This window comes from Okeania sp. SIO2F5, from assembly GCF_010692685.1.
In the GTDB taxonomy this organism is placed as follows: Bacteria; Cyanobacteriota; Cyanobacteriia; order Cyanobacteriales; family Microcoleaceae; genus Okeania; species Okeania hirsuta.
The window spans coordinates 1-21,131 of sequence record NZ_JAAHGU010000020.1 but is presented as its reverse complement, the minus strand read 5'-3'; the positions used below and the strand labels follow the sequence as shown (position 1 = coordinate 21,131).

Genomic DNA, 21,131 nt, shown 5'->3' with positions numbered 1-21,131 from the left:
TTTCCGGTTTTAAGGTTACTCAACATACTGAAACCGCTAGCCCTGCATACTTACCTATAATAACACACTATTGCTAAAAGCACAAGATTAATTGGTTTTTCCTTAGGGATGCGGAAGCAAACATCCCGACCCTACCTGATAAGGAGAGCGCGGGTATTCAACCAACCTGGAGATAACTTTCTCTAAACAAAAGCCTTGAATTTATACATCATTCATTGCTAAAGTTTATTTTAAAGTATCTTTCAGAACAGTTCTAGCTGCAAGATGATTGCGAGTAGATGTGAGAATTTCTACTTCTCTTTCCAATCTAGTAGCAGTATCTTGCATCTCCAAAAGAGCTTGCTGTTCAGTTGCTACCCCATAAAGATTGCTAGCTACCCAATATGACAATTCTTTTGGTAAACTAGGAATATCAGTTGGTAATTCTATACTCTGGTCCATAAGTTTACCTGAAAGATGAACTACATCTTTTAGCAAAGCTTCAACTTGATTTGATAACTCTCCAAGAGTATTTTCTGAAGAATCATCTTCTATCCACTCAACCAAACCAACTAGATAAGGTTTCTCTCTAATTGTGTCTAAAACTCTAAATCTCTGCTCACCTACTGTCAAAACCTTCATCCGATCGTCAGGTAAGCGTTGGTAGTTCTCAATCTTAGCGCAACATCCAGTGGCCACAAGTCGGTCTTGAGTAGAATCCCACATCAAAACACCAAATCTACTATCGCTTTCTAGAACTGTATTCATCATAATTCTATAGCGAAATTCAAAGATGTGTAGTGGTAGAGGTCTACCTGGAAATAATACTACTTCTGGTAGTGGAAATAGGGGAAGTTCTCGAACAGCTACAGAAGAGGATGCCATCTTTCATCATTAAAATAAAGTTTTGCTTCTTAATACTTCTTATACCTTAGCTGATTTTTCTATTCTTTAGATATCTATAGGCTTAATATTTTTGATTTTTGGGAATTTTTACATATAGCAGGGAACAGGGAACAGTAGGAAAAGCATTTCTCTGTATTACTGTTCATCAGCAGTCTATGCCAAACACCAAATCTTCCTTGCTATAAATATCAAGATAATTTGAAGTTTTGGTAAAAAATTTGTATTTTTGAGCATCAAACACAAAAAATTGTAGTGTCTCAGAATTCTTATTCACCAAAGTACATTAATATAAGTCCGAGGGATAACTGTAGGCCATGGGTACATTCAATAATTCTAGACTAGCAACTACCCATGGACTAATTTTGCTATAACTTCACTTCAATATCTACACCTGCTGGTAAATCAAGTTTCATCAGCGCATCAATTGTTTTTGATGAAGGTTGATAAATATCTATAATTCTACGGTGTGTCCTAGTTTCAAAGTGTTCTCGTGAATCTTTATCAACGTGGGGCGATCGCAGTAGACAGTAAATGCGTCGTTTTGTGGGCAATGGTATTGGCCCAATAGCTGTAGCTCCCGTTCTATTTGCCGTATCTACAATTTTTTCACAAGATGTATCAAGTAAACGACGGTCAAATGCCTTGAGGCGAATCCGAATTTTTTGCTGTTGAATTGTGGCCATTTATCTTCTTTAATTTTCTAGGTTCAGATTTTAATGAAGTCAGTAGTCAGTAGTTATTTTTGCAACTCGGACTTTGAGCAACCCCCTTTTTCTGAAGTTAGAAGTTGCTTTTGTAAAGGAGATTTTAAGTAACCCTCCAAAAAAATTATTATTTTGATCAAAATTAACCTTCATCAATAAGCAGCAGAAAAGCAAATATCAATAAGTTATGTATGTACTTTTCTGCCACTTAATCTTTGAGGAAGTTGTCCTACTCTATAATCTTAGAAACAACACCAGCGCCAATAGTTCTCCCACCTTCACGAATGGCAAAACGCATACCTTGTTCAATTGCCACTGGGTTGATTAGTTGAACCATCATTTTAATCCGGTCACCAGGCATTACCATTTCTGCCGCACTACCATCATCAGCAGTAAAAGACTCAATAGCACCAGTCACATCTGTTGTCCGGATGTAAAATTGAGGACGATAGTTAGGGAAGAAAGGTGTATGACGACCTCCTTCTTCCTTTTTGAGAACATAAACTTCAGATTCAAATTTTTTGTGGGGAGTGATAGAACCTGGTTTGGCCAATACCATACCACGTTGAATATCATCTTTCTGCATACCACGTAGTAGTAATCCCACATTATCACCAGCCATTCCTTCGTCCAGAATTTTCTGGAACATTTCCACACCTGTAACTGTGGTATTACGAGTGTCTTTGATACCTACCAATTCCACAGTTTCACCGACTTTAACCTTACCACGCTCAATCCGTCCTGTAGCTACAGTACCACGACCAGTAATGGAAAATACGTCTTCAACTGCCATCAGGAATGGCTTATCAACATCACGTTCTGGTGTTGGAATAGATGTGTCTACTTCATCCATAAGAGCGAGAATTTTATCTACCCACTCATTTTCACCCTTTCCTATATTTGGGTTGGCCGTAAGTGCTTCTACTGCTTGTAAAGCAGAGCCGGCAACTATGGGAATATTATCACCATCAAATTGATAGTCACTTAGAAGTTCTCGAACTTCCAGTTCCACCAGTTCCAAAAGTTCCTCATCGTCCACCATATCTTGCTTGTTGAGGAAAACAACTATATTAGGAACCCCTACCTGCTTCGCCAATAGAATATGCTCGCGAGTCTGGGGCATTGGACCATCAGCAGCAGAAACTACCAGAATTGCACCGTCCATTTGAGCTGCACCTGTAATCATATTTTTTACATAGTCAGCGTGTCCAGGACAATCAACATGAGCATAGTGCCGTCCTTCTGTTTCGTACTCTACATGAGCAGTATTAATTGTGATACCCCGTGCTTTCTCTTCTGGAGCTGCATCAATATCAGCATAATTCCTAGCCTTAGCTTTTCCTTGCGCTGCTAGACTCATTGTAATTGCCGCAGTCAAGGTTGTCTTGCCATGGTCAACGTGTCCAATAGTACCAATATTGACGTGAGGTTTGTTTCTTTCAAATTTTGCGCGTGCCATTAATTACTTGTTCCTTTTTTTTCCGTTGTTAATTCCGCCTCCCTTGCATGAGGAAACGGATGCACTGATTCATAATAGATAAATTTTGACAACTCTGCCGAGCCGTTTCACTAATCTTTGTTGGCCGTTTCTTTCAATCGCCTATTTTTTTTAGTCAATTGTCAGTTTTCATTTAGCAGTCAGTTCTTTTATTTTCACATTATTCAATCCAAAACTAAAACTTTAATCTAAGAACTAAATAAATTCCAGAATTGCTAGACATATCCTTTGGTCTTAGCAATGATAGTCTCTGCCACATTACGAGGCACTTCCTCATAGTGACTAAATTCCATTGAAAAGATACCACGACCTTGAGTTTTTGACCTCATGTCAGTAGCATAACCAAACATTTCTGCTAAAGGAACTTTTGCTGTTACTTTAGCCATACCTGATTCTACTCCTTGCCCCTCTATTTGTCCTCTTCTAGAGTTAAGGTCTCCGATAATATTACCAATATATTCTTCAGGTACTTCTATCTCAATTTTCATCTTTGGCTCTAATAACACAGGTAAAGCCTCAGTAACACCTTCCTTAATTGCCATAGAACCAGCAATTTTAAAAGCCATTTCCGAAGAATCCACATCATGGTAAGATCCATTCACCAGAGTAGCCTTAACATCTATTAATGGATAACCAGCCAAAATTCCAGCTTCACAAGCCTCTTTCATTCCTTGTTCTGCTGGACTAATAAATTCTTTAGGTACCGTTCCTCCAACAATCTTGGAGACAAACTCAAAACCACTACCTAGCTCTCCTGGTTCAAGTTCTATGACAACATGGCCATACTGACCTTTACCACCACTTTGACGGATAAATTTACCTTCGGCCTCAACCCGTTGGCGAATAGTCTCTCGGTAAGCCACCTGTGGTTTACCCACATTAGCTTCCACCTTATATTCCCGAAGCATCCGGTCTACCAAAATTTCCAGGTGAAGCTCTCCCATCCCAGCAATTACTGTTTGGTTAGTTTCTGGATTAATACTCACTCGGAATGTAGGGTCTTCGTCTGAAAGAGCCTGAAGTGCCTGAGATAGTTTCTCCATATCTTGTTTAGTTTTGGGTTCCACGGCCACAGATATAACCGGCTCAGGAACATAGAGAGACTCTAGAATAATTGGATTATCCTTATCACAAACAGTATCACCTGTCAAGGTATGTTTCATACCTACAACTGCCCCCAAATCTCCTGCCCGCAGTTCATCTACATCTATTTTTTCATCAGCTTTTAGAACAATTAGACGAGAAATTCTTTCTTTCTTATCTTTAGTAGAGTTGAGGATATAACTACCTTTAGAAAGGACTCCAGAATATACCCGTAAAAAAGTGAGACGACCATAAGGGTCTGACATAATTTTGAATGCCAGAGCTGCTAGAGGAGCTTCATCATCTGAAGGTCTTGTATCTAGTTCGCCATTTGGCAATGTTCCTTCAATTTCTGGGACTTCTGTTGGAGCGGGCAAATAATCTACTACTGCATCAAGTAGAAGTTGAACACCTTTATTTTTGAAAGCTGAACCACATAACATTGGTACAACTGTACCTTTAATAGTGGCTTGACGTAGAGCTTTACGAATTTCCTCTTCTGTAAACTCCTCTCCTTCAAGGTACTTTTCTGTCAGAGCATCATCAGTTTCCGCTACTGACTCAACTAACTTAAGACGATATTCTTGAGCTAACTCTTCTACTTCTGCTGGAATTTCCGTTTTTTGAATATCTGTTCCGAGGTCATTGGTGTAGATAAAAGCTTTCATCCCCACCAAATCTACAATTCCCCTAAATTCATTTTCACTACCGATAGGAATTTGGACTGGAACTGCATTAGCTCGGAGGCGATCGCGAATTTGCTCGTATACCTTGAAGAAGTTAGCCCCTGTCCTGTCCATCTTATTGACAAAGGCCATACGAGGCACTTCGTAACGGTCAGCTTGACGCCAGACAGTTTCTGATTGAGGCTGTACTCCTCCTACTGAGCAGAATACAGCTATTATTCCATCCAGAACCCTCATAGAACGTTCTACTTCTATTGTGAAGTCTACGTGTCCTGGAGTATCAATAATATTAATTTGATGGTCTAACCACTTAGTGCTAATAGCAGCCGCAGTAATAGTAATTCCACGTTCTCGCTCTTGAGCCATCCAGTCGGTAACTGCGGTCCCATCGTGAACTTCCCCCATTTTATGTACTATACCGGAATAAAATAGGATTCTTTCTGTTGTTGTTGTCTTACCAGCATCTATATGAGCTGCGATACCAATATTTCGCACGCGCTCAAGTGGCATACTACGTCCCACAGTTACCTCCTTTATCTATGCTTCAGATTTTTACGCTTGATTAAAATTCTATATTTTAGGCATAAGTGGTTATATTATTCTTAATAACGATAGTGAGCAAAAGCCTTATTTGCTTCTGCCATTCTGTGAGTTTCTTCTCGCTTACGAACTGCACTACCTGTTTCGTTAGCTGCATCCATTAACTCATTGGCTAATTTCATGGCCATTGTTTTTCCTCCTCTAGACCTAGAATATTGCACCAACCAACGCAGAGCTAGGCTAGTTCCACGATCTGAGCGGACTTCCATTGGCACTTGGTATGTTGCACCACCCACACGACGGGCTTTAACTTCTACTAAAGGAGTCACATTCCGGACTGCTTTTTCAAATAGTTCTAAAGGATCTGAATCTGTCCTTTCTTCAATAGTTTTAAACGCATCGTAGACGATATTAAAGGCTAAAGATTTTTTACCGTGACGCATTATACGTCGTACCATCATACTTACTAATCGACTATTGTACTGTGCATCTGGAGGAACAGGACATCTTTGAACAACTCTACGACGAGACATATGATCACAACCAATAAACTAAACTTTAAATAATTTATATTTGACTAATAAATACAAAATTCAATATCTATTACATACTAATTTTACCTAATGTTTTCTTGAATTTTGCATTCTACCTACTAACTTAAGCTTTAGGCTTTTTCGCCCCATACTTAGAACGACTTTGTTTACGATCTTTAACTCCTGCGGTATCTAATGTGCCACGAATAATGTGATATCTCACACCAGGCAGGTCTTTAACCCTACCACCTCTAATCATAACTACAGAGTGCTCTTGTAAGTTATGACCAATACCAGGGATATAGGCAGTTACTTCAAAACCCGAAGTTAGACGTACCCTAGCCACCTTACGGAGAGCTGAGTTAGGCTTTTTTGGTGTAGTGGTGTATACTCTTGTGCATACTCCACGACGTTGAGGGCAACTTTTAAGAGCCGGAGATTTAGTTTTCTTCTGAGTTTCTTGACGAGCTGAACGAATTAGTTGTTGGATTGTTGGCATGAGTTATTAGTAACAGTTTTTCTTGTAATTCTTCTTAATCCCCTCGCTACAAAATATAATACTTTTGGGCGAGCTTACTTAGAAAATTTGTTCCCAATTTTTTTCCTAATAATTATTTATGTAAAAAGCGTTTCAGTCCGGAATTATCCGCAAACAGCTAATCAGCGTTTAGCAGTCAGCTTTGTGCAAAGGTGATACGCGACCCCTCCTAAAATTAAACGACAAGCTCAGAAGAAGTCGGAGATTTAAACCCAAGCTTTTAGCGTGCTGAAAGCTAAGTGCTGTTTGCAGAGCATTCCGGTACGGAAAATGCTGATAAATAGTTAAAGAAGAAGTATATTTTGGTAAATTACTTTGACCTTTAAAAAATATCCACTTTATAAATTAGCCTCTTTAACTATTAGGAATAAATTACCGTTGCGCCATAGGAACCTTTGGTGCAACGGCCTATTTTTCAGGAAGTTTAGGGAAATTATCAAAACATTAATTTTTTGCTTTGTCCCTACTTATTCTAAAAAACTTGACAAACAATCTTTTATTATAGGTTAGTAATACGTTTTTGTCAACATCAAATCGAAAAGGAATTTCCACAACCACAGGTAGCTTTAGCATTAGGGTTGTTAAATCGGAAGCCTCCACCCATAAGGTCCTCAGAATAGTCCAAGGTTAATCCATTCAGATAGTTTAGTTGTTGAGAGTCAACTACGACTTTAACTTTCCCACAGTCATAAACTCGGTCGTTACTGGCCAACTGTTCGTCAAACTCCATTATGTAATAGAAACTACAGCAGCCACCAGATTTAAACTTCAAACGAAATAAGGAATTTTGGTTTTGATGTTTAGACCTAAGACGAATAATTTCTTGGACTGCTGCTTCGCTCAAGTTAATCATTCACAAATTTTTTTTTGCTTACCAGTTAAAATTAGGACTTTGTTCGGGCATAATCATCTTGAAAACGAACAATATCATCCTCTCCAAGGTACTCTCCATTTTGTACTTCAATCAATACTAAAGGAATAACTCCTGGATTTTCTAAGCGATGAGAAGTACATTGAGGTACATAGGTAGATTGATTGTTTTGCAGAATTTCTTCTTTGTCTCCACAGACAACCTTAGCAGTTCCTGAAACAACAATCCAATGCTCGCTACGATGGTGGTGCATTTGTAGACTAAGTCTATGCCCTGGTTTGACTTCTATTCGCTTGATTTTGTATCCAAGTCCATCTTCTAAAACTGTGAACGTTCCCCAAGGACGTTCGGTGGTAGCCAGTCCTTTTAAGGAAGAAGGTATAGACAATTTAGGAGTTTGGGCTACTTCTTTAACTTGTTGTACCATTTTTTGACTATCTCCAAAAAAAATAAAATACTTATGGTTATGTGTAATCTCCTGAACTCAGAGATTATTAGAGACTATATCTCTAAAATCTGGTATACAAACAATTCTCTCACCTAGTATTTTTAGAGGTTCAGACTGAATACAAATAGCTTAGGGGTCGAGTCAAATTGGATACCATATAAACCATAGCAAAATTACCCCTATTACTGTCACCCCCTATTCAAGCTTTTTGAATATCTACATCAAATCTTCATATATCTAGATAGATATATAGAGTTAGAGAAAATCAAAAACTATTTATAGTAGACATCTGGTGAAAACTTAGTTTTTGCCCAGGTATGCCAAGGGTTTGAGATTAATTCTTAAAGAGGTCTAGTACCTATAGTCCTCATAACTAAGTTTTGCTTCATTCTGCTTCAGATTTTTTAAGCTGTTTAAAAGTCATAGATATTTTCGAGCTTTATACACTATGTATACTATTGACTCCAGTATCATAATTAACTCGATCCTAAAAAATTATACTGTGAGTATGTATAAGGCCACCATGATAGAAGTAAGGCCTAATTTTAGAGGCATGTCCATAAGCAAATATTTTTTATCTAAAGTCTAAATATTATCAGGGTGAAAAAGTTAAAAAATATATAAGCCTACTCGATCTAATAAACACTGGACTATAATAATTAAAACAATTCTAACTAAATGATGAGCTATAAGCGATCAACATGAAAGCAAGATTCAAGCTCATATTGATATTAGGTTAAAACATAATTGGGAAAGATCGCACTATAAAATTTAACTTAATCGACAAACAAGAAATTAGCGTGAGCTGCGTGTTTCATCATACATAAGTTGAGTATAACTTAGAGTATTTTTTGTATCATAATTATTTTCAAGCAATAGTTAAGATAGTTGATAAAATAGCAAAAACATGGGTTTTGTAGGTTTTCGTGGTTGATAATATAGCGAGCTATTTTTGTAAAATCTTATATCTTTGTAAAGAAAATGAGGAAAAAACGAAATACTATACCAAGTATTATATCAACCTTCAAACAATATTAAAATTTCACTCAATTATGCGACTTGTTTTGTAGTGTATGTATCCCAAGCAAGTAGCAATAGGATGAGATGAACAGTTATATCAAGGGTAACACCCTCACTTAAAGTTGACAATAATGTGAGTAAATTAAACATGAATCAAATCAGTAACGATTCCCAACATAAACAAATCTCTGCGCCCATAAATCTCAAAGTAAACAAAGAAACTTATAGCGGCCAAAGATGGCTAGTAGAAGAACGAGATGCTTGTGGGGTAGGTTTCATTGCTCATCCATCAGGAAAAAAGAGTCATGAAATTATGATGAAAGCTTTACCTGCTCTAACCTGCTTAGAACATCGTGGTGGCTGTAGTGCTGACCAAGACTCAGGAGATGGAGCAGGTTTAATGAGTCAAATTCCGTGGAAATTATTATCTGAAAATTTGGAGTTAGATCCTGAACGTTGTGGGGTGGCAATGATATTTTTACCCCAAACAGAAGAGAAGGCAGCACAGGCACGTCAAATAATTGAAAAAGTAATTACTAAAGAAGGTTTAAAAGTAGTTGGTTGGAGAGTTGTACCAGTCAGACCAGAAGTATTAGGACAACAAGCACGAGCAAATCAACCACAGATTGAACAGCTCATTGTAGTTTCAGAAACATTGCAAGGAGATGATTTAGAACGATCGCTCTACTTAATACGTCGTAATATTGGTTGTGCTTTAGAAGCAGAGGGTTTTATTTGGGGAATAGATGCTTATATTTGTTCTTTCTCCAGTCGCACTATTGTATATAAAGGAATGGTGCGATCTGCTGTTCTGGGAGAATTTTACACAGACCTACAAAACCCTGCCTACGAGAGCGCCTTTGCAGTTTACCACCGACGCTTCAGTACAAATACAATGCCTCGATGGCCTCTGGCTCAACCGATGCGTTTGCTTGGTCACAATGGAGAAATTAACACTCTGTTGGGAAATATTAACTGGATGAAAGCTCGGGAATCTAGCCTAAGTTCATCGACTTGGGGAGCGCGATTAAATGAATTAACACCCTTTGTAGATGCTGGCAGTAGTGATTCGGCAAATCTAGACAACGTGATGGAATTAATTGTACGTTCGGGGCGTTCCCCACTGGAAACATTAATGATCATGGTGCCGGAAGCATACAGGAATCAGCCGGATCTAGTAGATTATCCAGAAATTGTTGATTTTTATGAATATTACAGTGGTTTGCAGGAAGCTTGGGATGGTCCGGCATTATTGGTGTTTAGTGATGGTAAACAGGTAGGAGCAGCTCTAGACCGGAATGGTTTGCGACCAGCACGTTATTGCATTACAAATAACGATCTAATAATTGTGGCATCTGAAGCAGGAGTTGTAGAAATACCGGAGGCAGAAATAGTCGAAAAAGGTCGCCTCGGACCGGGACAAATGATTGCTGTAGATTTAGCCACTAATGAAATTCTGAAAAATTGGGAGATTAAAAAACGTATTAGTTCCCAACACCCCTACGGAGAATGGTTAAAGCAAAGAAAGCAGATAACAAAGCAACCTTTTAGAACCAAAACCAAACTAGAAGCACAAACGCTACTGCAACTACAAACAGCTTATGGCTATAGTTTAGAAGACCTAGATATGGTGATTAGCAGTATGGCAAATTTGGGCAAAGAACCAACATTTTGCATGGGTGATGACATTCCCCTAGCAGTGCTTTCCCAACGCCCTCATTTGCTATACGACTATTTTAAACAAAGGTTTGCTCAAGTGACAAACCCCCCCATTGATCCGCTCCGGGAAGGAATGGTAATGTCACTCAATATGCTCCTTGGCAACCGTGGCAACTTATTAGAAACTACTCCTGAAAATGCACGGTTATTAAAAGTAGAATCACCCGTATTAAACGATGAAGAACTACAAGAAATTCGTTACAACTCAGAATTTGCCACAGAAACTCTTTCTACTCTATTTGCCGTAGCTGATGGACCAGGAGGGTTGCAAAGTGCAGTCAATAATTTGTGCCAACGGGCAGCAACAGCAGTTCGGAATGGTAAGGAAATTATTATTTTATCTGACAAATGTGATGGTGGTATAAATGCAGAATTTACTTACATTCCGCCTCTGTTAGCTGTAGGTGCAGTTCATCATCACTTGATCAAAGAACAGTTGCGGATGAAAACATCTTTAGTAGTAAAAACAGCTCAGTGTTGGAGTACGCATCATTTCGCTTGTTTAATTGGTTATGGAGCAAGTGCAGTTCATCCTTATTTAGCATTAGAGTCTGTCCGTGCTTGGTGGTCAACTTCCACAGTTCAAAACCAAATGGAACGAGGTAAAATTAACAAAATCACCATCGAAGAAGCTCAGAAACATTATTGCAAAGCAATAGAAGCAGGATTATTGAAAATTCTGTCTAAAATGGGAATTTCTTTGTTGTCTTCTTACCACGGAGCGCAGATTTTTGAAGCTATTGGTATTGGTGGAGATTTATTAGAATTAGGTTTCCGGGGAACTACTTCTCGAATAGGTGGTTTAACGGTGGCAGAGTTAGCACAAGAGGTGATTTCTTTCCACAGTCGAGCATTCCCAGAACTGAATATTAAAAAGCTAGAAAATTACGGGTTTGTGCAATATCGCCCTAGTGGGGAATATCACATGAACAGTCCCGAAATGGCAAAAGCACTCCATAAAGCAGTTGCTACTTTTAGTAATGCTAATGGCAACGGCAATGGGAAACACCCAGAAACAACAGAGTATGACCACTACGAAGTTTACAAGAAATCTTTGCAAGAGCGACCAGTAACAGCTTTGCGAGATTTGTTAGATTTTAATAGCTATTCCCCTTCTATACCTCTAGAGGAAGTCGAACCTGCAGCAGAAATAATGAAACGTTTCTGTACTGGGGGAATGTCTCTCGGTTCGTTGTCACGGGAAGCACATGAAACTTTGGCGATCGCTATGAACCGGATAGGAGGTAAATCTAATTCTGGTGAAGGTGGAGAAGACCCCACAAGGTTTAAAATAATAGACGATGTTAATGGTCAAGGTTTGTCTACTTTGTTCCCCCATCTCAAGGGATTGAGAAATGGTGACACTGCTTCTTCTGCAATTAAACAAGTTGCCTCCGGTCGGTTTGGCGTAACACCAGAATATCTGATGAGTGCCAAACAGATAGAAATTAAAATTGCTCAGGGGGCAAAACCAGGAGAAGGCGGTCAGTTACCAGGCAAAAAAGTTAGCAACTACATTGCCACACTCCGTCGTTCTAAACCAGGGGTTACCTTAATTTCACCACCTCCTCACCATGACATTTATTCTATTGAGGATTTGGCACAGTTAATTTTTGACCTCCACCAAGTTAATCCTAATGCTGGTGTTTCTGTGAAGTTGGTAGCAGAAATTGGTATCGGTACGATCGCTGCTGGTGTAGCTAAAGCAAATGCTGATGTGATTCAGATATCTGGTCACGATGGTGGTACTGGTGCTTCTCCTCTGAGTTCGATTAAACACGCTGGTAGTCCCTGGGAATTAGGTTTGACTGAAGTACATCGGGTATTGATGGAAAATCAATTGCGCGATCGCGTTACTCTCCGGGTAGATGGTGGTCTCAAAACAGGTTGGGATGTAATTATGGCAGCTTTAATGGGTGCTGAAGAATTTGGCTTTGGTTCCATTGCGATGATTGCTGAAGGTTGTGTTATGGCAAGGATTTGTCATCTAAACACTTGTCCAGTTGGTGTGGCAACTCAGCAGGAAAAGTTGCGTAAGAAATTTACTGGGGTGCCAGAAAATGTGGTTAATTTCTTCTGGTTTATTGCTGAGGAAGTACGAACTATTTTGGCAAGGTTGGGTTATCGTTCCCTCAGTGAAATATTAGGTCGTGCAGACTTGCTGAAAGCACGGGATATGTTAGCTGCTTCCCCAGAGGGGAAAGGTGTGCAGTTAACTAAAACAGCAGCTTTAAATTTAGATTGTTTGCTCAAGTTGCCAGATACTCGCACTAACCGCGATTGGTTAAACCATGAAACAGTTCATAGCAACGGTCTTGTTTTAGATGATGTACTGTTGGGTGATCGGGAAATTGAAACGGCAATTCGTAACCAGGGTAGTGTTTCTAAGACAATAAAGATTGTTAATACTGACCGTACTGTGGGAGCAAGGTTGGCGGGAGCGATCGCCGATCTTTATGGTAATACTGGTTTTGAAGGGCAGATTAATCTGATGTTTAATGGTAGTGCTGGTCAGAGTTTTGGTGCTTTTAATTTGCCAGGAATGACTTTGACGTTACGAGGTGAAGCGAATGATTATGTTGGTAAGGGAATGCACGGTGGAGAGATTATTATTAAGCCACCTGCGAAAACTGGTTACGACCCGGCAACAAATGTAATTATTGGCAATACTTGTTTGTATGGTGCTACTGGTGGAATTTTGTTTGCTAATGGTCAAGCAGGGGAACGTTTTGCTGTCCGGAATTCTATGGGTAAGGCAGTTATTGAAGGTGCTGGCGACCATGCTTGTGAATATATGACTGGTGGTGTTATTGTTTGTTTGGGTAAGACAGGTCGGAATGTCGGCGCTGGTATGACTGGGGGAATTGCTTATTTCTTGGATGAGGATGGTGATTTTCCAGCTAGGGTGAATAATGAAATCGTTTCTATTCAGCGTGTTTGTACGCCAGAAGGTGAGGCGCAGTTGCAGGATTTGATTTCATTGCACGTTGATAGGACTGGAAGTGAGAAGGCGAAGATTATTTTGGCGAGTTGGTCTGAGTATTTGCCGAAGTTTTATCAAGTTGTTCCTCCTTCTGAAGCGGAGACACCACAAGCAAGTGTTGATGCTGAGGAGAAGGTTGCTGTTAAGGTTTAGGAGATTGAGTTTAAACTATAGGTTGAGTATTGAATAATTGTAGGGGCGATGAATAGCGATCGCCTCTTTTTTGATTGAGGCAAAGCACAAAATATTGTGGAATATTCCAAAGAGATATAGCAATGTGCGCTGGCATATTTACACATTATTTTTTGTACACCTTTTCTAGAGTGCACTTTGAGCTGGACATTGTAAATACCTGAGCGCTCATTGCTATACCAGAAAATTTGAGAAATGTTTGGGGAAAACTAGAGAAACCGAATAATTGGACAAAATAGAAAGAGCGATCGCTTTACTGAATAATTGTAAATATTAAAAATAATAATGAGTGAGCTTGGCCAGAAAAGAAACTCTTATTTGAGGAATTTTCTGGGACAAGGGACGAAATAGTAGGGAGCGATAATACTCCGCATACTTATATGATCGCTTTTTGGCTCAAATTGGGAAGACTGGAAAAGGTAGTTATTGGGAGATAAAGTAGTTAATGCAAGGAACAGAGAAAGAATATATAGAAACTCGGCAACAGCGCAGTAAGACATTAAGAAAGATAATGTCCCTAGTTGGGTGTGTATCTTTTGGTGGTACTGCTTTGTTTGGGATAGCAAATATGTTTAAAAGTGCTTTTCAGGAATCTCCACAGGTAGAGACCGCAGCAGTTGTGTCAGTAGAGGAGCAGTTGCAGAAAAGAGCGCGGGGATACGAAAGTGTGTTGGAGCGGGAACCTGAAAATGTTACTGCTTTGGAGGGGTTGGTTAAGGTGAGGTTGGAGATGGGGGATAGGAAAGGGGCGATCGCTCCTCTGGAAAAATTAGTGAATTTCTATCCAGACAGAGAGGATTATAAAGTGGTGTTGGAGCAGGTGAGGTTGGAGGTTAAAGGGAATAATTTCTGACAAAAATTGTACGTCAGTCTTTTTTAAAGATAGTAAAGTTTTAGATAGAGGAGGATTACCTAGTGAGAAAGAGTCTTGCTTAGGACTTTCCTGTTTTCAAGTAACTAACCCCAGACCTAAAAATAATTTTATGTTAACAGAATCTAATATAGCTGAATGTCAAGCTAAATTTCGCTTGAGTTATCACGTTACTTTTGCCCGTATATGTCAAGATTTAGTAGGTTTTGAAGGTAAAGATGTTTTAGAAGTTGGTGGGAGTTTACCACCGGAATTTGTGTTTGATTATCTTCATGTTAAGTCTTGGTCAGCAATAGAAACTCCAGATTATGAAGAGTCCCTCAAGGATGCAGGAGGGTTATCTCATACAGGAACAATTATTCCTAATATTAAAGATACTTCTAATTTAGGTTTTGATAATAGAAAACTAGAAAAATATAATTTCTTCTTAGAAAACATAGAAAATCTTCCCCAAGAATATTATGGAAAGTACGATCTAATTTTTTCAATTGCAACTTTTGAGCATATTCATAAATTACCTGCTGCTTTAGATAAAATGTTTCTGGCTTTAAAACCAGGAGGAAAACTATTCTCTATGTTTTCACCTATTTGGTCAGCATACGATGGTCATCATTTGCCAAAAATAACTGACCAAGCAGGCAAAGTTTTTGATTTTGGTAATTCACCTATCCCACCTTGGGGACATTTGTTAATGAAGGCTGATGAACTATGTCATTATTTATATCAATATACTGATAAAGAAACAGCAGAATTGATGGTTGATTATGTTGATAATTCACCTCATATTAATCGTTATTTTACAGAAGATTATCTAGAATTAATTAAAGCAAGTAAATTTTCAAGTAAGCAAGTAGAGTTAATATTTGAAAATCCCATTAATGAGAAGACTCAAGAAAATTTAGAAAAATTATATCCAGGTCGAAAAAAAATTCAAAATAATGGGCTATTAGTTTGACTTTAAAAAATAGAAAATTATCAAATTAAAAACAATATGAATGACTTAAATAAATCCCCGCTAGAGAGAATAATTCCACCAGAAATTAAAAATGATGAATTTTATAAAACTATCGAGTTAATTGCTAGAGAAGAAGATATTATAACCGTTTTAGAAATTGGTTCTTCATCAGGTTCTGGTAGCACTGAAGCATTTGTAACTGGTTTAAGAAATAACCCAAATAATCCACAATTATTTTGCATGGAAATTTCGCAAAGTAGATTTAATGCTTTGGAAGAAAGATATAAAAATTATCCGTTTGTAAATTGTTACCATGTATCCTCAGTTCCCTTAGAAAGTTTTCCTACAGAAGATGAAATTCAAAAATTCTATCAAAATAATCAAACTAATCTTAATTTATATCCTCTACAACAAGTTTTAGATTGGTGGCGACAGGATACTGAATATCTGAAAAAATCTGGGATCAACGATCGAGGAATTAAAAAAATAAAACAAGATAATAATATAGATGTTTTTGATGTTGTACTGATTGATGGTTCGGAATTTACTGGTACGGCAGAATTAGAAGAAATATATGGGGCAAAGTTTATTCTTTTAGATGATATTAACACTTTTAAGAATTATGATAATTATAATCGACTACTTACGGATGCAAAATATATATTAATTAACCAGAATAAAGAACTCCGTAACGGTTATGCTATTTTTGGCAGTACAAGTTACTCTTTTGCAACTGAAAGAAACGAACAACATCTCGTCAAAAATCTAGTTAGACCAGGGATGAAAGTATTCGATGTGGGAGCTAATATAGGAGACTATTCTCTATTATTTAGTAAATTAGTGGGAGAATCAGGAAAAGTTTACAGTTTTGAACCAACTTCAACTACTTTCCAAAAACTTGAAGAGAGGATAAAAGAGCGAAATTTGAACAATGTCAATTTGTTCCAAAAAGCGGTTTTTTCTAAAAATCAACTTATAGAATTTAATGAATTTTCTGAAGAATATTCTGTCTGGAATAGTATTGGGATACCTGAGATGCCAAACCCCTTAAACCCCCAAGAAAATATTTCTATTACTAAGACGGAAATAGTGGAAGCGGTTGCTCTAGATTCTTTCTGTGAAGAGCATGGTATTGAATCAATAGATTATTTAAAAATTGATGTAGAAGGGGCTGAATCTGATGTACTTTTAGGTGCGATACAATTGCTGCAAAGAAAGGCTATTAGGTTTATTCAATTTGAAATATCTCAAAAAATGCTGGAAGGATTAAACCGAAAATCACAAGATACATTTGATATTTTCAAAATATATTGTTATGAGTGTCATCGCATTCAAAAAAATGGTGAGATGGGGGAAAAAGTTTTAGGTTCAAATTCTTTTTATGAGAATTATATTGCTTTTCCAGAACTACCCATTCATTTCTTTACTATTGTTCTCAACGGCGAACCATTTATCCGCTACCATATTGACATTTTTAAACAGCTTCCTTTTAAATGGCATTGGCATATTATTGAAGGTGTCGCCGACTTAAAACATGACACAGGTTGGAGCTTGCAACTAGGCGGAAAAATAACCGATGAAATTCATCAAAGAGGTAGGAGTAAAGATGGTACATCAGAATATCTAGATGAACTTGCAGCCAAATATCCGGAGAATATCACTATTTACCGCAAACCAGAAGGAGAATTTTGGGATGGCAAACGGGAAATGGTGAATGCACCTTTAGCAAATATCAAAGAAGAATGTTTGTTGTGGCAGTTGGATGTCGATGAAATTTGGACTTTAGAGCAAATTTGTAATGGTCGAAAACTGTTTATTAAAAATCCAGAGAAAACGGCGGCACTTTATTGGTGTTGGTATTTTGTGGGAGAAAGTTTGGTTATTAGTACCCGCAACTGCTACGCTCAAAATCCTAAACAAGATTGGTTACGCACTTGGAGGTTTAAACCAGGGTATGTTTGGGCAGCTCACGAACCACCAATATTAGTAGAAAATTTGGCAGATGGTCAACAAAAGAATGTTGCTGCCATTAATCCTTTTATGCACGCAGAAACCGAAAGAGAAGGTTTGATTTTCCAACATTTTGCCTACGTTACTCCAGAACAACTAAGCTTTAAACAGCAATACTATGGTTATAAGAATGCCGTAAGTCAATGGCAAAGTCTACAGTCACAAACTAAGTTTCCTGTTTACTTGAGGGATTATTTTGCCTGGGTAGGAGATAACACAATGGTTGATCGCGCTGAATCATTAGGTATAGTTCCACTGGTGCAAAAAGATATAACTAGAAATAATTGGAAATTCTTGCAACCAGAATATTTACAACAACCAGTAAAGATGGAAAAGCGATCGCCTACCATTATTATTGACGGGGTATTTTTCCAACTTTCTAGTACAGGTATTGCTCGTGTGTGGCGCTCTGTATTGGGAGAATGGGCTAAAACAGAATTTGCCCAACATATAATTGTACTAGATCGGGTAAACACTTCACCTAAAATTTCTGGCATCCGGTATCGTCAAATTCCAGCTTATAGCTACAACAATACTGACGCTGACAAAAAAATGCTTCAGCAAGTTTGCGATGAAGAGGGTGCAGATTTATTTATCTCTACTTACTACACAACTCCCATATCTACACCTTCGGTATTTATGGCTTATGATATGATTCCTGAAGCATTGGAAACTGACTTAAACAAAGCCATGTGGAGGGAAAAACATCATGCTATTTCTCACGCTTTTTCTTACATCTCCATATCAGAAAATACCGCCAGGGATTTAGTTAAGTTTTTCCCAGATATTCAACCGGATGAAGTGACTGTAGCTTGTTGCGGTGTTGCTCCTACTTTTACTCCCGCTACAACAACAGAAATAAATGGGTTTAAATATAAGTACGGTATTAGTAAACCCTATTTTCTTTTGGTGGGTGCTGGTAGTAACTATAAAAATGCGATTTTATTTTTCCAAGCTTTTGCTCAACTCTACAGTAAACAAGGATTTGAAATAGTCTGCACTGGTAGTGGTTTAAACTTTGCTAACGAATATAGGGAATATGCTGCTGGTAGTGTCCTACATTCACTGATACTCAGTGATGAGGAGTTGAAAATTGCTTATTCTGGTGCAGTAGCTTTAGTTTATCCTTCTTTATACGAAGGTTTTGGGATGCCAGTTGCTGAAGCATTAGCTTGTGGTTGTCCGGTGATTACTTGTGCTAATTCTTCTATTCCTGAAGTTGCAGGGGAAGCTGCTATATATGTTGATGCTAATGATATTGATGGTTTAACGGATGCGCTGTGCGAAGTGCAAAAGCCAAAAGTTCGTAATTCTCTAATTGCTGCTGGTTTAGAACAAGTTAAAAAATTCTCTTGGGATAAAATGGCAGATATTATGAGTGCTGCTTTAATGAAAGCAACTTTACAGCGTTTAAATCTCCGGGAGATTAATTTAATTATTTTCCCAGACTGGTCGCAACCGGAAGAAACCGTGGGATTGGAATTACAAGAGGTAATCAAAAGTCTGGTAACTCATAAAGACAAAGCTAAGATGACTTTATTAATAGATAACAGTAATATTTCTGCTGAGGATGCAGATTTAATTTTATCTAGCGTGGCGATGAATTTGTTAATGGAGTCAGAATTAGAGGTAGATGAGGGACCAGAAATTGTTTTGGTTGGGGAGTTGAGTCAAATACAATGGTCAGCTTTAATTCTTCAGTTGCAAGGTCGGATTAAATTGGAACATGAGAATGAGGAGGCAATAACTGTTGTCGATGAAAATCTGGCTGTTTATGAGATTCAAGGTATAGAGAGGTTGCGAGCTATTAGTCTAGAAACTGGTGGATGGGAACTTTTTAAATTAAGCGAAATTAATTTGATTATTTTCCCAGATTGGTCGCAATCTGAAGAAACAGTCGGATTGGAATTACAAGAGGTAATTAAAAGTCTGGTGACTCATCCAGAGAAAGCTAAGATGACTCTATTAATAGATAACAGCAATATTTCTGGTGAAGATGCAGATTTAATTTTATCTAGTGTGGCAATGAATTTGTTAATGGAAGAAGAATTAGAGGTAGATGAGGGACCAGAAATTGTTTTGGTTGGGGAGTTGAATCAAATACAATGGTCAGCTTTAATTCCTCAGTTGCAAGGTCGAATTAAATTGGAACATGAAAATGAGGAAGTAAAAGCTCAAGTCAAAGCAGACAGCATTCCGTCAATCGCACTGGATAGCTTAAAAGAAAAGTTGGATTGGATTGATTTATCATCAAAACAAATTATTCCCAAGCAGGATAACTTTGAGAAGCAACCTATTAACAAAATTAAATCTGAACCATTAACTGAAAAAGATGAAGCTGAAAAGATTTTAAGTGAGTTAGAAATTTTAGAAAAAGGAACGATTGAAAGTGGTCAACCTCTAGGTTTTTTTAGAAAAATAGGAGATGTGGAAAGTTACTACGAACAGACACAAAAAGTAGTCAATGATATTCATTCCTTTATTTTCCAAAACCCAGATAATAAGACTGCTCATCAAATAGCTAAATGGTTTACTCTCAAAGCCAAATTATTTCTCTATTTTAGTCAAGCAAATTTAAAGGATATTTACAAAAAACGGGCAGAAATTATCGAATTTGCTTTAAAAATTGAAGGGTATCAAGTAGAGTACAACTTTCCAGAAAGAACAGGCGATCGCCAGAAGATTCGTGTGGGAATTATTGCCAATAATTTTGAACCTCATCCAGAAACTTTTGCCACTTTACCTGTATATAAACACTTAAACAGGGAAGAATTTGAAATTATTCTCTATTATTTACAAGCAAACGATCATCCTCTGGAAAGATATTGTTTCGACCATGCTGATGTAGCAATTGAATTGCCAGAAGACCTCGAACTTCAAGTAAAAGCTATTCGTAACGATGACTTAGATATTCTGTTTATTTCTACTAATATTACTTCCCAAACTAATGCCATAACTTTATTAGCATCCCATCGTTTAGCACGAATACAAATTGTGGGAATGAATTCCCCTGTTACTACAGGGATGCGTCATATTGATTGCTATATTTCCAGCAAACTTACTGACTCATAAACTAATGCTAAAGAACATTACACAGAAAAATTAGTAACTTTAGATGGACCCGATCAATGTTTTGATTTTGGGACTGAAAAGGAATTGTCGGTAACAACAACTATTAGTAGGAAAGAACTAAATATTGATGAGAATACAGTAGTTTATATATCAGGTGCTAATTTTTATAAAATAATCCCAGAAGTAGAAGCAACTTGGGTACAAATAATTGCTCAAGTTCCTAACTCTATGCTCCTGTTATATCCATTTAATCCTAATTGGGCACCAACTTATCCAATTGAAGCTTTTCAAGAGCGATTTTCAGCCACTTTAAGTAAGTATGGAGTTAGTGAAAAGCGACTACTTTTGCTCAATGCTTTACCAAATCGTGCTGATATTAAAGAATATTTGAAAATGGCAAATATTTATTTAGATGCTTATCCATTTTCTGGAATGACTTCATTAATAGATCCATTGCAGATTTGTTTACCTACTGTTGTTATGCAAAAAGAATCTGCTCGCTCTCGGAGGGGAGCGTCTTTGT

Annotated in this window: 13 protein-coding genes and 1 pseudogene; 5 read left to right on the top strand and 9 right to left on the bottom strand. The window is 37.7% G+C overall.

Annotated features, from left to right (window positions below):
* Nucleotides 1–225: 225 nt before the first annotated feature.
* From F6K27_RS10285 to F6K27_RS10250, 8 genes are all read right to left on the bottom strand, one after another.
* Nucleotides 226–864 (bottom strand): LON peptidase substrate-binding domain-containing protein, encoded by a 639-nt coding sequence (locus tag F6K27_RS10285; RefSeq protein WP_124146100.1) that lies wholly within the window; start codon nt 862–864, stop codon nt 226–228.
* Nucleotides 865–1,250: 386 nt separating this feature from the next.
* Entirely contained in the window at nt 1,251–1,559 is a 309-nt protein-coding gene (rpsJ, locus tag F6K27_RS10280) for a 30S ribosomal protein S10 (protein ID WP_202219847.1), read from the bottom strand.
* A 259-nt stretch (nt 1,560–1,818) separates the two neighbouring features.
* Entirely contained in the window at nt 1,819–3,048 is a 1,230-nt protein-coding gene (tuf, locus tag F6K27_RS10275; protein WP_287275875.1) for an elongation factor Tu, read from the bottom strand.
* Between the two features lie 254 nt (nt 3,049–3,302).
* Entirely contained in the window at nt 3,303–5,378 is a 2,076-nt protein-coding gene (fusA, locus tag F6K27_RS10270; protein WP_287275874.1) for an elongation factor G, read from the bottom strand.
* Nucleotides 5,379–5,458: 80 nt separating this feature from the next.
* Complete coding sequence (rpsG, locus tag F6K27_RS10265) at nt 5,459–5,929, bottom strand: 30S ribosomal protein S7 (RefSeq protein ID WP_124146103.1); 471 nt, start codon at nt 5,927–5,929, stop codon at nt 5,459–5,461.
* Between the two features lie 124 nt (nt 5,930–6,053).
* Complete coding sequence (gene rpsL / locus F6K27_RS10260; protein ID WP_124146104.1) at nt 6,054–6,428, bottom strand: 30S ribosomal protein S12; 375 nt, start codon at nt 6,426–6,428, stop codon at nt 6,054–6,056.
* Nucleotides 6,429–6,996: 568 nt separating this feature from the next.
* Nucleotides 6,997–7,320 (bottom strand): iron-sulfur cluster assembly accessory protein, encoded by a 324-nt coding sequence (locus tag F6K27_RS10255; protein ID WP_124146105.1) that lies wholly within the window; start codon nt 7,318–7,320, stop codon nt 6,997–6,999.
* A 31-nt stretch (nt 7,321–7,351) separates the two neighbouring features.
* Entirely contained in the window at nt 7,352–7,765 is a 414-nt protein-coding gene (locus F6K27_RS10250; RefSeq protein ID WP_287275872.1) for a phosphomannose isomerase type II C-terminal cupin domain, read from the bottom strand.
* A gap of 1,189 nt (nt 7,766–8,954) precedes the next feature.
* Between F6K27_RS10250 and F6K27_RS10245 the strand changes: the two genes are divergently transcribed.
* Complete coding sequence (locus F6K27_RS10245; RefSeq protein ID WP_287275871.1) at nt 8,955–13,661, top strand: glutamate synthase-related protein; 4,707 nt, start codon at nt 8,955–8,957, stop codon at nt 13,659–13,661.
* Between the two features lie 10 nt (nt 13,662–13,671).
* Here F6K27_RS10245 and F6K27_RS10240 read toward each other — a convergent pair whose 3' ends face one another.
* The gene (locus F6K27_RS10240) at nt 13,672–13,797 is read right to left on the bottom strand and encodes a hypothetical protein (RefSeq protein WP_287275870.1); all 126 of its coding nucleotides are present in this window, start codon (nt 13,795–13,797) and stop codon (nt 13,672–13,674) included.
* A 348-nt stretch (nt 13,798–14,145) separates the two neighbouring features.
* Between F6K27_RS10240 and F6K27_RS10235 the strand changes: the two genes are divergently transcribed.
* From F6K27_RS10235 to F6K27_RS10220, 4 genes and pseudogenes are all read left to right on the top strand, one after another.
* The gene (locus tag F6K27_RS10235) at nt 14,146–14,553 is read left to right on the top strand and encodes a M48 family metallopeptidase (RefSeq protein ID WP_287275869.1); all 408 of its coding nucleotides are present in this window, start codon (nt 14,146–14,148) and stop codon (nt 14,551–14,553) included.
* Nucleotides 14,554–14,683: 130 nt separating this feature from the next.
* Nucleotides 14,684–15,526 carry a bifunctional 2-polyprenyl-6-hydroxyphenol methylase/3-demethylubiquinol 3-O-methyltransferase UbiG gene (locus F6K27_RS10230; RefSeq protein ID WP_287275867.1) on the top strand — a complete coding sequence of 281 codons (843 nt, stop codon included), beginning with the start codon at nt 14,684–14,686 and terminating at the stop codon, nt 15,524–15,526.
* Between the two features lie 36 nt (nt 15,527–15,562).
* A complete protein-coding gene (locus F6K27_RS10225; protein ID WP_287275866.1) occupies nt 15,563–20,608 on the top strand; it encodes an FkbM family methyltransferase in 5,046 nt (1,681 codons plus the stop codon).
* Between the two features lie 84 nt (nt 20,609–20,692).
* A pseudogene (locus tag F6K27_RS10220) lies at nt 20,693–21,131 on the top strand (methyltransferase type 11); the annotation flags it as partial.